The sequence below is a fragment of the Brevibacillus brevis NBRC 100599 genome, from assembly GCF_000010165.1.
Taxonomy (GTDB): Bacteria; Bacillota; Bacilli; order Brevibacillales; family Brevibacillaceae; genus Brevibacillus; species Brevibacillus brevis_D.
The window spans coordinates 2,477,911-2,492,420 of record NC_012491.1 but is presented as its reverse complement, the minus strand read 5'-3'; the positions used below and the strand labels follow the sequence as shown (position 1 = coordinate 2,492,420).

16 protein-coding genes are annotated in these 14,510 nt (G+C 47.4%); all 16 read right to left on the bottom strand.

Annotated features, from left to right (window positions below; genetic code table 11):
• Window positions 1-10 precede the first annotated feature (10 nt).
• The 16 genes from BBR47_RS12315 to sigF all read right to left on the bottom strand — a co-directional run bounded on the left by BBR47_RS12315 (window position 11) and on the right by sigF (window position 14,507).
• On the bottom strand, window positions 11-601 hold the full coding sequence (locus BBR47_RS12315; protein ID WP_012686100.1) for a nucleoside recognition domain-containing protein: 591 nt from the start codon (window positions 599-601) through the stop codon (window positions 11-13).
• On the bottom strand, window positions 594-1,763 hold the full coding sequence (locus BBR47_RS12310) for a D-alanyl-D-alanine carboxypeptidase family protein (RefSeq protein ID WP_012686099.1): 1,170 nt from the start codon (window positions 1,761-1,763) through the stop codon (window positions 594-596). The genes BBR47_RS12315 and BBR47_RS12310 overlap by 8 nt, the downstream gene beginning before the upstream one ends.
• Before the next feature lie 144 nt (window positions 1,764-1,907).
• A complete protein-coding gene (gene scpB, locus BBR47_RS12305) occupies window positions 1,908-2,492 on the bottom strand; it encodes an SMC-Scp complex subunit ScpB (RefSeq protein ID WP_012686098.1) in 585 nt (194 codons plus the stop codon).
• The gene (locus BBR47_RS12300) at window positions 2,482-3,246 is read right to left on the bottom strand and encodes a segregation/condensation protein A (RefSeq protein WP_012686097.1); all 765 of its coding nucleotides are present in this window, start codon (window positions 3,244-3,246) and stop codon (window positions 2,482-2,484) included. The genes scpB and BBR47_RS12300 overlap by 11 nt, the downstream gene beginning before the upstream one ends.
• A gap of 19 nt (window positions 3,247-3,265) precedes the next feature.
• Complete coding sequence (locus BBR47_RS12295) at window positions 3,266-3,934, bottom strand: site-2 protease family protein (RefSeq protein ID WP_012686096.1); 669 nt, start codon at window positions 3,932-3,934, stop codon at window positions 3,266-3,268.
• Between the two features lie 185 nt (window positions 3,935-4,119).
• Window positions 4,120-4,551, bottom strand: a complete 432-nt coding sequence (locus BBR47_RS12290; RefSeq protein WP_012686095.1) for a peptidylprolyl isomerase — start codon at window positions 4,549-4,551, stop codon at window positions 4,120-4,122.
• 67 nt (window positions 4,552-4,618) lie between these two features.
• Window positions 4,619-6,889: a GGDEF domain-containing protein gene (locus tag BBR47_RS12285; protein WP_012686094.1), complete on the bottom strand. Its 2,271-nt coding sequence runs from the start codon at window positions 6,887-6,889 to the stop codon at window positions 4,619-4,621.
• A gap of 124 nt (window positions 6,890-7,013) precedes the next feature.
• Complete coding sequence (gene lysA, locus BBR47_RS12280; RefSeq protein WP_012686093.1) at window positions 7,014-8,336, bottom strand: diaminopimelate decarboxylase; 1,323 nt, start codon at window positions 8,334-8,336, stop codon at window positions 7,014-7,016.
• Between the two features lie 179 nt (window positions 8,337-8,515).
• The gene (locus BBR47_RS12275) at window positions 8,516-9,985 is read right to left on the bottom strand and encodes a spore germination protein (RefSeq protein WP_012686092.1); all 1,470 of its coding nucleotides are present in this window, start codon (window positions 9,983-9,985) and stop codon (window positions 8,516-8,518) included.
• Entirely contained in the window at window positions 9,969-10,553 is a 585-nt protein-coding gene (locus BBR47_RS12270) for a stage V sporulation protein AE (RefSeq protein ID WP_012686091.1), read from the bottom strand. Before BBR47_RS12270 ends, BBR47_RS12275 begins: the two co-directional genes overlap by 17 nt.
• Window positions 10,554-10,582: 29 nt before the next feature.
• Window positions 10,583-10,933: a stage V sporulation protein AE gene (gene spoVAE, locus BBR47_RS12265; protein ID WP_007724093.1), complete on the bottom strand. Its 351-nt coding sequence runs from the start codon at window positions 10,931-10,933 to the stop codon at window positions 10,583-10,585.
• Window positions 10,933-11,958, bottom strand: a complete 1,026-nt coding sequence (gene spoVAD, locus BBR47_RS12260) for a stage V sporulation protein AD (RefSeq protein ID WP_041749385.1) — start codon at window positions 11,956-11,958, stop codon at window positions 10,933-10,935. Before spoVAD ends, spoVAE begins: the two co-directional genes overlap by 1 nt.
• Before the next feature lie 13 nt (window positions 11,959-11,971).
• Entirely contained in the window at window positions 11,972-12,457 is a 486-nt protein-coding gene (gene spoVAC, locus BBR47_RS12255; protein WP_041749384.1) for a stage V sporulation protein AC, read from the bottom strand.
• Between the two features lie 81 nt (window positions 12,458-12,538).
• Window positions 12,539-12,958 (bottom strand): stage V sporulation protein AB, encoded by a 420-nt coding sequence (locus tag BBR47_RS12250; RefSeq protein WP_012686088.1) that lies wholly within the window; start codon window positions 12,956-12,958, stop codon window positions 12,539-12,541.
• Window positions 12,955-13,569, bottom strand: coding sequence for a stage V sporulation protein AA (locus BBR47_RS12245; RefSeq protein ID WP_012686087.1), 615 nt, complete (start codon window positions 13,567-13,569; stop codon window positions 12,955-12,957). Before BBR47_RS12245 ends, BBR47_RS12250 begins: the two co-directional genes overlap by 4 nt.
• A gap of 182 nt (window positions 13,570-13,751) precedes the next feature.
• Window positions 13,752-14,507, bottom strand: coding sequence for an RNA polymerase sporulation sigma factor SigF (sigF, locus tag BBR47_RS12240; protein WP_005827375.1), 756 nt, complete (start codon window positions 14,505-14,507; stop codon window positions 13,752-13,754).
• Window positions 14,508-14,510: the final 3 nt, after the last annotated feature.

Sequence of the window (14,510 nt, the reverse complement as noted above, 5' to 3'; positions counted from 1 at the left end):
AGGACTCCCCCTATCTGTGTCTTCGTATATGCCGATAACGATACATTCGATCAATCAACAGGGCGACAATGGTGGCAGCAAAGGAAGATAACAGCGTAGTACCTACGATTTCTACGGGGTTCACGGAGCCATACTGCATGCGGATCGCGATCATCGTCGTAGGAATAATCGTAATGCTTGCCGTATTAATCGCCAGCAGCGTACACATGGCAGGCGAAGCGTTTTGCTTATCTGGATTTAGCTTTTGGAGCTCTTCCATTGCTTTTAGCCCCATTGGAGTTGCTGCATTTCCAAGCCCGAGCAGGTTTGCGCTCATATTTGAGAGGATATAGCCCATGGCAGGATGCCCTTTTGGTACATCGGGAAAAAGGACTTGGATGATCGGAGACAATACCCGCGCCAATAGCTCAAGGAGTCCTGACTTTTCAGCAATCCGCATCATTCCCATCCAAAAGGCGAGAACACTGAGAAGTCCGAGACAAACCGTTACGCCCGTCTTGGCTCCCTCAAACGCTGCTGCGTTGATCGCTTCCATCCGCCCTGTCACGGCCGCTACAACAATGCTAATGACAATGAGCCCGAGCCAGATGACATTAAGCACTCCACAGCCCCCCTGACACTATTCCCCAAAACTGCTCCCACATTGAGCGTGAAGCTTGCGGAGCTGCTAACGTCGGCGTATCCACACGAACCAGCAACGGAACCTGCCCAATCCTCTTTTCCTTTAAATAAAGTTGAAGAAATCCCGCTAGTTGACCATTCATTTTTGATGTTACCGTTGATTCTCCCATAACGACACGCTTGTGAATCGCCTCTATCTCTGCCGTTTGCAGTGGATACTGAAAAGCGTTTGTTGTGACAAGATGAGTTCCTGCTTCAAGTGTGACTGGCGTGTCAGGCTTTACTTCCTGCCCATTTTTGACCAGTTCTTGTAGCGGATAATTCGCAAAACCCCAGTCCATCAGCTTGGCCGAGTCGTTCCAGTCATCAGAAGCATTTAGAGTAATCGTCGCCAACTGCCTTCCATTCCGTGTGGCAGAGGAAGCCAGACAGCGCTTCGCGAGCTTTGTGTATCCCGTTTTCACACCATCAGCACCGTTGTAGAGGTGAAGCATCTTGTTTTTGTTCAGCAGGCGCCGGTCCCACTGTTCGCCTTCCCATGAAATATCCTTGACTTTCGTGGAGACGATTTGACGAAATACCGGATTATGTAAGGCGTAGGCGGACAGCTTTGCCATGTCTTCCGGAGTAGAGTAATGCTGGTTACTGTCATCTAAACCATGCGGATTGGTGAAATTCGTATACTCCATTCCAATCATGGCCGCCTTTTCATTCATCAAGTAAGTGAATCCGGGCACTGACCCTCCAATGTGCATTGCGATGGTGACGGCCGCGTCATTGCCAGATCGCAGCATCAAACCGTACAGCAGTTCTTCCAGCGTGAGCTTCTCCCCATTTTTCAAGTAGATCGATGACCCTTCCACCCCTACCGCTTGTGGTGGTACCGTTACCTGTGCATCCAATTTGCCCATCTCGATTGCTACGATTGCTGTCATCGTTTTGGTCAGACTCGCAATCCTCATTTTTTTCGTACCGTTTTTGGAATAAAGAATCCGTCCACTCTCGACATCGATTAGTGCTGCCCCTTCTGCTGACAAGCCAGGTGGAGCTGCAGCAGCCTTTACCACTGCTGCCGGCGTAAGAACCATCTGTATAAAAAGAAAAACGACGAGTACGCCGGACAGATATTTTCGTATGTTCATAAACGTCCTCCCCATTTGAAAACTTGGACTCAACCTTGTCTATAAGACAAGAGAAAAGCCGTCGTTATACCACGATACACAGGTTTGTACCATAGTATATGGGGACGAGTCGTATGATAGTACGAAAAACTGTCCGGGCTGTAACTAGTCGTTTGTCGCTTCTTCTGCTTTTCCGAATAGCGCTGATGCTTCTAGACGCGCTTCTTCAATATCAAGATTGACAGGCGGTTCTGGCAAATCCCCCAGTTCCCGTAGACCAAAATGCTCCAAAAATTCTTTGGTGGTCGCGTACAAAATGGGGCGTCCGATTCCCTCTGCTCTCCCCGCTTCGCGAATGAGTTGTTTAGATAAGAGGGTGTTCAGTGCTTTTTCGCATTTAACGCCACGGATTTCTTCAATCTCCGAACGGGTCAGTGGCTGCTTGTACGCAACAATGGCGAGAGTCTCCAATGCTGCTTGGGATAGCGTTGACTGACCTGGCGATGTTGCTAGCCGTTCAAAATAGGGTACATGCTCGGGCAGCGTGGTCAGCTGATACGCTTTTGCCACTTCCACGATTTGAATACCGCGTCCTGCCCGGCGGAAGTCAGCTTTCATGTCTTCGATCAAATCGATGACCTCTTCTTCCGTCACCTCAGTGATTTCACTGATTTCTTTAGCATCGATTCCTTCATCACCCGAGATGAACAGCAAGCCCTCGATTACGCCTTTCAGCTTGTCATAGTCCATCAGTATGGGCTCCTTCCGTTCCGTTTTCACATATGATGATGTCTTGAAACAATTGATTTTGTACACAGGTAATGTGCTTGGCCTTCATCAGCTCAAGCAAGGCGAGAAAGGTCGTCACAATCTCTGTACGCGTCGCACCTTGCGTAAACAACTCAGAAAAGCGAACCATCCCACCGCTGCGTACCGCTTGGCGTATCTCGGTCATCCGATCCTTGATCGAGATTTCGTCGCGTGACACCGTGGTCATCGGTTCTTTTTCTTTCGTTTTCTTTACCAGCTTTTCCAACGCGTTGATCAAATCGTAGAGGGTCACATTTGTTACGGTATGATCCTCTTCACGCACATAAGGAGACAAATTCTCTGCGGGACGCGTAAAGACTTGATTACGACCGATTTCCATTTCTCTCAGGTTCTCGGCGAGCATCTTATAGCGCTTGTACTCCAACAGACGCGCAACCAGTTCTTCACGCGGGTCTATCTCGTCTACATCCATATCGAGGAACTGCTGAAAGACATGCTCCTCCTTTTTCGGTAACAGCATCTTGCTTTTAATAGAGAGGAGCGTAGCCGCCATGACTACGAACTCACTGGCCACATCCAGTTGGAGCTCTTGCATCTTGTCAATCGTCGCGAGGTATTGCTCCGTAATTTCCGCTACCGGTATGTCGTAGATGTCCACCTCAGCCTTGTCGATCAGATGGAGCAACAGATCGAGTGGTCCCTCAAAGGAATCAAGTTTGATGCTGTAAGCCAAAAGTCGTCCCTCGTTTCCGTTAGATGAACACGCTTAGGATGTTCACTGCAATCTGTTGAATCCAGGTGCTAACAATAGCAAGCGGAATCCCAAAAATAGTAGAGCTGACACCTGGAATGAAAATCAGTAAGAGCAAGATCCACGGTCCGTATACCTCATAATTATAGTACTTCGAATCCCAACTGCGAGGAGACAAGAAGCGTAAAATTTTGTAGCCATCCAATGGTGGGATCGGCAAAAGGTTAAAGACGAAGAGTGCAGCATTGATAATGATACTAAATTCAAGCGTTACCTGAATGGCGAAGGCTGCTTTCTCATTCATTCCTACCAACATTCCAGAATAGCGTACAAGAATGTACACGACGCAGAATAAGATCGATAGTATCAGGTTGATAATCGGACCTGCCACCGAAACGTAAACAATCCCTAATCGCTTGTTCCCACGAAAATGAAGTGGATTGATCGGCACCGGCTTCGCCCAACCAAATGGACCAAACAGAATGAGAATCAAACCAAATGGATCAATATGCGGGATTGGATTTAATGTTAAGCGGCCCTCCGATTTCGCCGTATTGTCACCCAGCTTCCAAGCAACAAAGGCATGCGCCCATTCATGCAAAGTGAAAGCGATAACGAACGCAATTAAGCGAAACGGTACCGTTTTCCAATCAAAGTGAAAAAGATCCATTGCTTCCTCCAATCATGCGCGTTCAAAAAGTCATCTTTTTGAACAACCCCAGATAAAAATCGTCTATCTTCTAGCATACCAGCAGATAGATAGGCTTACAACCCCATTCAAAACTGCCCTAACATGCATCCTGACGAAAAAACACCGACAAGGTTTCCCTCATCGGTGTTCATTTCACGAAACTTTTATTCGCCTACTTTAACTGTACCCATTTTATCGCCTTGTTTGATTGCATCAACGTGTTCCATACCGGAAGTGACGCGACCAAATACCGTATGTACGCCATCGAGATGAGGGAAAGCATCATACAAGATGAAGAATTGGCTTCCGCCTGTGTCTTTTCCTGCGTGTGCCATGGACAGGTAACCGCGCAGATGCTTGTGTGGGTTTCCATTTGTTTCACATTTGATTGTGTAACCAGGACCGCCTGTACCTGTTCCGTATGGGCATCCGCCTTGTGCTACGAAGCCAGGGATAACGCGGTGGAAGGACAGACCGTTGTAGAAGCCTTCGTTGATCAATTTCTCAAAGTTTGCAACTGTGCCCGGAGCTTCTTGATCGAACAGCTCCAGCTCGATTTGGTTACCATTTTCCATGGTGATGAGCGCCTTTTTCATATGTTGACCTCCATACCTTGTAAAGTTAACGTACCCATTCTACCATGGAGATCGATTGGCGTCCAATTTATCCCTCGATGCGGATCTGCTCTTCGCCAGGCAACTCACAATCGGTAATAAAAACGGTCCCCGCCTTCGCTTTTGCGACCATTTTCACGTACGCTGCCTTCTCTGCAATTTGTTCTGCATTGATGTACTTCCCCACGTAAAGGACGACACCTGCCATCGACATCGAGAGCTCCTGACCGTCCCCCATTCTGCGCTTTTCATAAATGTCCGAAAAGTATGGCGTAAAAGCATCCATGATAAACAAAGCAACATCATTGGCACATTGCGCTGTCGTAATCAAGATAAAATCATCTCCGCCAATATGACCGATGAAGTCAGACCCACTTCCGTACCATTTCGAGGCTTCCCGCAACAAGTTCGCGGTTCGAACAATGATCTGATCTCCCACTTCAAACCCGTAGCGGTCATTAAACCATTTGAAACGGTCGAGATCACAGTAGATGACCACCTGATGATCATTCCGTTTTAGCCGTTGGTTCAATTCTCTTTCAATCTGTACGTTCCCCGGCAATCCTGTTAGCGGATTGGCTGAGCTCGCCATCTCGAGTTTGATGGAAGCCATTTTGTCCAACAGCTTTTGCACGGTTACGATACCGATGTACTCACCATTTTCATCAATAATAATGACCACATCATACAAATGATACGCATCTCTGGCCATTGCCCGCTTCGCTACCTCATCCAACTTGTCGTCTTTGCTAGCCTTTAGCGGATTGGTATTCATGATTTGAGAAACGGGCCTTTCATAATACAGTGCAATTCCGTATTGACCACCGAGAATTTTATACAGAGAAAACCGCATCACAAGCCCGACTGGTATGTCGTTCTCCAGCACAACCACACTTTCAATTCGCTGATTTTGTTCGAAAATCTCATGGATACGTCTTACTTTCACATGCTTTTCAACACTGATTGTCTTCGTCAAGATTTCCGTCATAGCCGGAGTGGGCAGTATTGATGCTTCCTGCTCAACCCGCTTTTCCATCGTAAACCGCAGAAAGTTCATTGCCTTTCCACATAGCTGCGCCATCCCTTTATCCGGCTTGCCTAAATAGTAACCCTGTCCGTAGATGACACCGACGTCCATGAGCGTTTCCAGTTCACGTTCTGTCTCGATCCCTTCTGCTATGATTTTGCAGTTCACCTTGTCAGCAAAGGATACAAACGTTTCCAACAACGCCTGCTTAATCGGATCGACATCGACATTGCGGATCAAGGACATGTCGAGCTTGATAAAGTCTGGGTAGATTTCTGTAATCGATTCCAAGCTGGAGTACCCTGCTCCTGCATCATCTACGGCAATCATATAGCCCTGCTTGCGGTATTCCTCGATGATTTTTCGAAAGGCAGCGTAATTCGTAATCGCGTGGCGCTCTGTAATTTCAAACACAATGTTTTGTGGTGTCAGCTCATACTCTGCCAAAAGCAACTGCACTTTGCCACGCAACAAAAACGGATCGTCAATCGCACGTGGGTCCAAATTGATGAACAGTTTTTCATGAGGCTTCAGGTAGCGGATATGCTCCAATGCCCGTTTGCGACATATATGCTCCAAGCGAAACAAAGTATCTGTCTCTTGTGCATAATTGAACAAGGCAGCCGGAGTTGCAAAGAGACTGTTGACTGGTCCTCGCGCCAGTGCTTCCCATCCCAAAGCTTCGCCGTTTGGCAAATGAATGATCGGCATGAAGTGCATCTGAACGTTTTCTTCTGCAAGCAGCTTGTGAAATTGTCTAATGTGCGCATATTTTTCGGAGGTAATCCCATACTTGGCCATATGTACGGCATGTTTGACAGAGGTATACATCTCTTTCACGATATCTTCTCCGATGATTTCCGAGTAGCCGATATGGACACGAAGCTCCTCGCGATTGACGAAGCTCACTTGTCGATTTAACTGCCGTTCAGCCAGCTCCTGAAAATGAATCGATAGCATTTGACAGTCTTCCTCACTCATCATTTTCGAAAAGGAAGTGTAGATGGCAAAATCGTCTCCCCACAGCTTTTGAATTGCGATGATTCTCCCTTTGATTTCAAATGCTTGGCGAGCTACAGCTGGCAAAATGCTTTCGAATATATGAAGAACTCTCTTGGCACTCGTATCTCCGTAGCGATTCTCTACCTCTGTCAGCTTGACGATATCTATATAAAACATGACGACCTTCTTCTCTCTCTCCACTTCTTGCCGAATCATCGCCTTCATCCATTGGCGTTTGTCCAATGAAATATAGGGTATTCGTCGAAACCGCTTCATAAGAGTCGACAACATGATGAATCGCTCCCCCTCACCCTTCCATTATGCCGAGAAAACATTAAGCAATCATGAATGAGAGATGAAGGAAATACAAAACCTTCCCAAACAATCAGGAAGGTCTGTGCATTTTTTATGAAATTTAACGCAGAAGCTGTGCGCGTTTTGGCAAAACATCATTACCGACTACTTCTGCGTACGTTTCGCGTCTTACGACTACTTCTGCTTCTCCGTCCTTTACAAATATAACTGCCGGACGAGCGATCCGGTTGTAGTTGTTCGCCATCGAATAACCGTATGCACCTGTACTTGGGACGGCGAGAATATCGCCTGCTTGCGCTTCTGGCAGCTTCACATCCCAGATGAGCATATCACCTGATTCACAGCACTTGCCCGCAATGGATACAACTTCAGTGGCAGGTGCATTCATTTTGTTCGCAATCGCTGCTTCGTATTCTGCATCGTACAAAGCTGGTCGCAGATTGTCTGTCATCCCACCATCGACCGCAATATATTTCCGGACATTGGGAATGTTCTTATGTGACCCAATTCGGTACAAGGTTGTCCCTGCATCGCCTATAATACTGCGACCTGGTTCGATCCAAATCTCAGGTAGAGGAATCGCAAGCGCCGTGAGTTCTTGGCGAACGATATCTGTAATGGCTTTGATATACGTTTCCGCTGGCTGCGGTGTATCGCCTTCTACATACCGAATACCGAAGCCGCCTCCTACATTCAGTACTTCTGGGAGGAATCCCAGCTTTTCTTTTGCTTCGCCCAACAGCTCTGTCAACCGTTTGACAGCGACGAGGAAGCCTTCTGTTTCAAATATTTGTGAACCAATATGGCTATGAACTCCTAATAAATGGAGATGATTGCTTTCGTGAGAGAATTGAATCGCCTCAAGAGCCTGACCGTTTTGCACATCAAAGCCAAACTTGGAGTCAATTTGCCCTGTAGAAATGTATTCATGGGTATGAGCTTCTACACCAGGCGTGACACGCAAGAGAATGGCGACTTTTTCGTTTCGCTCTTCGGCCAATTGTGCCAGCATGTGCAGCTCATAAAAGTTGTCCACAACGAAACAGCCAATTTTGGCATCAAGCGCCATGATTAACTCATCATAAGATTTGTTGTTGCCGTGAAAATGGATACGCTCTACGGGGAATCCAGCTTGCAGGGCCGTATACAATTCGCCGCCAGATACTACATCGAGTGACAAACCTTCCTCTTCAACCAGCTTGCACATCGCCATCGTGCAAAATGCTTTGCTCGCGTAAGCAACCTGGAACGAAAAACCCGTATTGTGAAACGCATTGACAAATTCCCGGCATTTGGTGCGAATTTGTTGTTCGTCATACACATATAAAGGTGTTCCGTAAGTAGCAGCTAGCTGTGTCGAATCACAGCCTCCGATTTCCAAGTTTCCTTGTTCATTCACTCGACTTGTCCCGTGTAAGTACATGTTCCGTTTCCTCCCCAATTCGTTCGCACCGATGATGTATATAGACAACTTTTTATAAAGAAAGGCAACCAACAAGGAGCGTCAGTTGCCATACAGAAACTATTGTTCGTAAGGCTTCCCTACAATTTACTACAAGGTTGTGCGTTTGACAATGGGTGATCCCATCCGTTTTCAGAATATTATTGCCGAGAGGAATTTTGCGAGCGAACGATACTCGGCCTGTTGTTTTTGCTCGGCACAGCCAGCCGTACCACAATATCTTTCATCCCTTTGTAGTTGAATGGAATGAATGGCCATAAGTAAGGCGTATTGAGCGAACGAGTGGAAGCCAAGAAAATCAGGATGAGCGTAATCCCGATCATCAGTCCAGGCGTAGAGAAAAAGCCTACCATAAGTATCAAAAACAAGCGAATAAGTCGATTTGCCAAGCTCAGCTCATAGCTGGGAGTCGAGTACATCCCGATTGCCGCCACTGCCAAATACAAAATAACCTCGGGTGCTAGGAGTCCTACCTTGATCGCCACGTCCCCGACCAGAATCGCGGCCAATAAACCTACGGCAATCGAGAGTGGCGCAGGCGTATGAATGGCGGCCATCCGCATCAAGTCCAGACCAAGCTCAGCGATCACGAATTGTGCCAAAATAGGAATGCTGCCCATCTTTTTGATCCCTAAGAAATGAAGCGGCTCCGGTATCATGGAAGGGTGCATGACCAAAAGCAACCAGATCGGTAATATAAAAACCGATGCAAAGATTCCCAGAAAACGAACCCAGCGCAGATAAGCACCGATTACCGGTGTTTGCCGATATTCCTCCGCATGCTGGACATGATGAAAATAGGTGGCGGGTGTGATCATGACACTTGGCGAAGTATCCACATAAATCAGTACGTGACCTTCCAATAGATGTACAGCAGCCACATCGGGACGTTCTGTATATCGGACTAATGGAAAAGGGTTCAACGTTTTTCCTATGATAAATTCTTCGACGGTTTTTTCTGCCATCGGGATCCCGTCAATCTGGATGTTTTGTAGACGCTCCTTCAACGTATGGACGAGCTCTTCATTCGCTACATCGTGCAAGTAGGCAACCGCAACATCTGTTTTGGTACGCTCCCCAATCTGCATGATTTCGAATCGGAGCCGTTCGTCACGTATTCTTCGGCGGGTAAGAGACGTATTGGTTACGAGTACTTCTGTAAAACCGTCATGCGCTCCGCGTACGATCCTCTCCGTATCTGGCTCCTGCGGTGTGCGATTTGGCAGGATTTTGGCATCGAGGATAATGGCGTGGGAAGATCGGTCAATGATCAGACCTACTTGACCAACGAGCAATTTATCCATAAACTCGTCAGTCGTATCTACCTTACTCAGTTGGTAGAAAGGGATGAATTTGTGAAACAAATGGTCGAAAGCGTTGTCAGCCATATCCCGCTCACGTACATCATTCAGCTCACGCATGATCTGCGAAATCAGTAGGCTTTCCGCGAAGCCGTTTATGTAATACAACAACATGCGTGTATGACCCACATAAAAATCATGGACACCAATATCAAAACTCTTTCCGACACCAAGTCTGTCGTTCAAATACTTCTGATTCTCTTCCAGATAAGGCGAGATGGGATGACGTTTTTCAGTGACCTGTGCCATGAGCGCCGCTCCTTTCCATTATCCATTGCACCGCTCTCTTCGTGATGGGGCAACCGTTTTGCAAGCTGTCCCTCCCCTCCATTTTGCCGATATCTCCAATCCCGATGACATTGGGTACATGCAGCGAATTCAAGATGTCTACGGTATCTCCATAAATATGATGCTGAAGTTGCTCGTCTGCGTACCCGTCCTTGTCCACCGCTTCGTCTACAATTTGTCCTTGGTTATTGACGGAATAAGCGACCGTCGCACCTTTGACCCATTGTGTATTCGAGGCTACTGCAATCGCACCAATTACTTCAATATCAGGATGCTTCACTACGTATTCGAGTGCTTGTTCCCCTCTCCCCTTGCCGTAATCTCCGTTGTCATCGAACATGACGATAACAGGATCATAAGGTGTCATCTTAATCAGTTCGACCATCTGATTCCCTCGCAGTGGAGTCGGATTCCCGGCAGACAGTGAGATACATCGACCACCAAATTGTTTGGCGACATTCTCGATAACCTTTTGGGCAATATGATCACCGTCTGTCACCAATATGACTTTCCGGCGTACTGGGTCCATGCTGGGTCACCGCCTTTTACTGCCTAGACTTACCCTTTGGGTTTAAAAATGAGAGAAGCAAAAAATCCGAATGCGATCGCAGCCGATATACCCGCACTCGTAACCTCAAAAATCCCTGTTGCTACACCGATCAATCCATGTTGTTCGGCCTCGCTGATGGCTCCATGATACAAAGAGTGACCAAAGCTCGTGATCGGTACAGTCGCACCTGCGCCTGCGAAATCAATAAATTTGTCATACACGCCGATAAAATCGAGAAAGACTCCTGCCACGACCAGCGTACTCATGACATGAGCAGGCGTTAGCTTGCCAACATCAAGAAGGAGTTGACCCACTACACAAACCAATCCCCCTACGACAAAAGCAATCAGGTATTCCATTAGCTGCCTCCTTCAAGCGCAACCGCATGTGCGATGCACGGTATCGAATTTCCCTGCTGAGTGCTTACCGGGCTTAAAAGTGCTCCCGTGGCGCAAACCAATACATTTTTCAGTAAACCACGGTTTAGCTGATCAATAATGTAGCTATACGTGACCACGGCACTGCTTGCGCAACCGCTCCCACCTGAAAATACATCCTGATCTGGGGAGTAAATCATCAACCCACAATCATTGTAGACTTGATCCATATCATAGCCTTCGGTTAACATGAGCTCCTTTAGAATCGGGTACCCGACAGCAGCCAAGTCGCCAGTCACAATCAAGTCATAGGATTGTGGGGAGCGCCCCGTATCTTCAAAATGTGTCTGTATCGTTGATGCAGCAGCTGGAGCCATGGCCGTCCCCATGTCGAACGGATCTTTAATCCCCATGTCCACTACTTTTCCCATCGTCGCATATGTAATGCGTGGACCATTTCCCCCGATTCCAACCAATCCTGCACCTGCTCCTGTCACCGTCCACTGGGCACTTGGGGGCTTCTGTCCTCCGTATTCCGTGGGATAACGATACTGCCTCTCCGCTGTGGCATTGTGGCTACTGCAAGCAGCGATCGCCTTATTTGCATAGCCTGCGTTTACCAGAGCCGCCGCATTTGCCAGTGTGAGCATCGAGGTTGAGCACGCTCCGTACATGCCGAGTAGAGGCATCGCCAACTTTTCTGCTGTAAAGTTGGTCGTGATGTTCTGATTCAACAGGTCGCCAGCGAGAATGAGATCCACATCCTTGCCTGTGATGCTCGCCTTTTGCAACAGGGTATTGACTGCATCCTCCATCATCTGGCGTTCGGCGTCTTCCCATGTCTGTTGGCCTGCATACATATCGTCGTGAATTTTATCAAACAAGTGCGCCAGTGGTCCTTCGCCTTCTTTTGGTCCCACAGCAACTGCCGAGCTTTGCAGACGAACATTTTGATCAAAGTGCCAGGTTTGCCGATTGACTCGTTTCACTGGTTGATTGTTTGACACCCGCAGCCCTCCCTTAGAAAAGCATGTTGAACAGGCTCTTTATAATTCCCGCAATGAAAGCAGCAACAACCCCAAATACAATGACCGAACCAGCGAGCTTAAACATATTTCCGCCAACGCCGAGCACCAACCCCTCGCTCCGATGTTCGATGGCAGCAGAAGCGATCGAGTTGGCAAAGCCTGTAACAGGCACGGCTGATCCTGCCCCAGCATACTGCCCGATATTGTCATACACGCCTAATCCTGTCAGCAAAACAGATAGAAAGATAAGCGTCGCAACGGTCGGATTGCTTGCCGTTTTCTCCGTAAATCCGAAGAAGGTAATATACATATTTTGAATGGCCTGACCCAACAAACATATGGTCCCTCCTACCCAGAAAGCACGAAACGAGTTCAGCAGAACGTTTCGTTTGGGCTGGAACTTCGAAGCCTGCTGTTGATACAGTTGTTTGGTCATCTGCATCGATCCGGAATTTTTGGATTTTGTTTTGGTTGCCATGCCCTTTCACTCCCTGTGTATGCTTTCTTCCTATATCCTTCCTTTTTCTAAAGATGCCTATGAATAGTGGTATTTACCATTTCACAGATGGAGCAGCCATTGTAGTAAGGAACCCGTCACTTTTCCCAAAACGACGGCCATCAACAGAAAGAGAAGACTGCCATCCATGTGGATTCGCTTCGCTAATATCGGGAAGACATTCAGTACCTCCGTTAGGCCTGCGGCGAGTGTCCCCACAAATATCCCTGCAAATATCCCGTAAATCGAAGAAACAATCACCGGCAAATGAGCTCCCCAATGAAAAAAATCAATAAACGTAAAAAAAAGCGCTCCTGCCACCAAAGCCCATTCCAGCGAGCGGATATATCGTTGAGCATTCGTTAATTGTGTCAACCTAGGAATGATGTCCAGAACGGTAATAAACGCGACCAGCCCGCTCCCTACTGCAAGTCCTCCACCCAGCCCGATCAAAATAAGCAACAAGCACTTGATGACGCTCATTTCTTCGTCCGTTGGTTTTCCTTGTTTTCATTTTGTATGTAGTATTGATCCAGGCTTTGCTGATACATAAACAATTCAACTTCTAGCGGACTAGGTTCTTCGTTGATTTTTTTCTGGAAGATATGATTGAAAAACAGAATCATCCCCAAGCCGATTCCGATAGAGTATGGAATTTGCATCCACAAGGGCTGATGACTTTTTTCACCTGTAATCAAATAGTAGATTCGTTCGTGAACCTGCATCATACTGACATCGGTATGGAAATTCATGATCGCCAATCCTGAGCCAATGAACAGCAGAAGCCACACCATCCCCACCAAAATCGGGTTTGCTTTCTTTCGTGGACTAAGCACCTCCACAATGATTTGGGGAGAACCCTGGACGTCCAGTTCCACGTCGGGATAGACTGAACGCAGCCTTTTAATCACCTGCATGATATCGATGATGATCAAATTGCCATCTGTTGGCTTTGTCTGGTAAATGGGCATCCGCTTTAACGCTTCCTCGCGCTCTCCATCCCAGTAAAGCTGGCAAATGTCCCCAAGCGTAATCATGGCTTGTGGCTTTACCGCCAATCGCTTTCTCAGGCGCAGAAACAACGCGTCTTTCATGGTACCTTCCCCTTCCATCACATACCTGATTATTCGCTAGTATGTGCCGAGGCACAAAACCCATGCAGATAAACGGAAATGACCGTTTATTTGCTGACTGCATCTGTTTAATGAGAAGCGTCGAGTCGTTATACACAAAACAAAACACCCCAGCCACATAGTGACTGGAGTGTTTGGATCTGTTAGTGCTCAATTTGGTCTTTGATCGTTTGCAAAATGCGCTTCTCGAGGCGCGATACCTGCACTTGCGAGATTCCCAGTCTCTCCGCTACTTCCGACTGCGTCTGATCTTTGTAGTAGCGCAGGTAGACAATGAGTTGTTCCCGCTCGCTCAATCGACTGATCGCATCCTTGAGCGCAATCTTTTCAAACCATTTGTTGACCCCTTCATCTGCAATCTGATCGATCAGTGTAATGGGGTCCCCATCATTTTCAAAAACCGTTTCATGGATGGAAGAAGGTGCCCGATTTGCCTCTTGGGCAAACACGACTTCTTCTGGTGTAATCCCCACCGCGTCCGCAACCTCAGCAATCGTGGGTGCGCGACCGAATTGCTTGTACAGCTCATCCTTTGTGCGTCGTACCTTATTGGCTGTTTCTTTGAGTGATCGACTTACCTTTACTGTACCGTCATCGCGTAAGAAGCGTTGAATTTCCCCGATAATCATCGGCACAGCATAGGTTGAGAATCGAACATCATAGGAGAGATCAAACTTGTCTACGGCCTTCAATAGGCCAATACAACCGATCTGAAACAAATCATCCGCTTCGTATCCACGGTTGATAAAGCGCTGGACGACGGACCAGACCAGCCGAATATTGCTGTTGACGAGAAGCTCGCGTGCCTCAGTGTCGCCAGCTTGGCTCTTGGCGATTAGCTCTTTTACTTGGTCATTGGTCAGAAATGGTTGACTCGCGTTTTTAATATCGGCACCCATTGG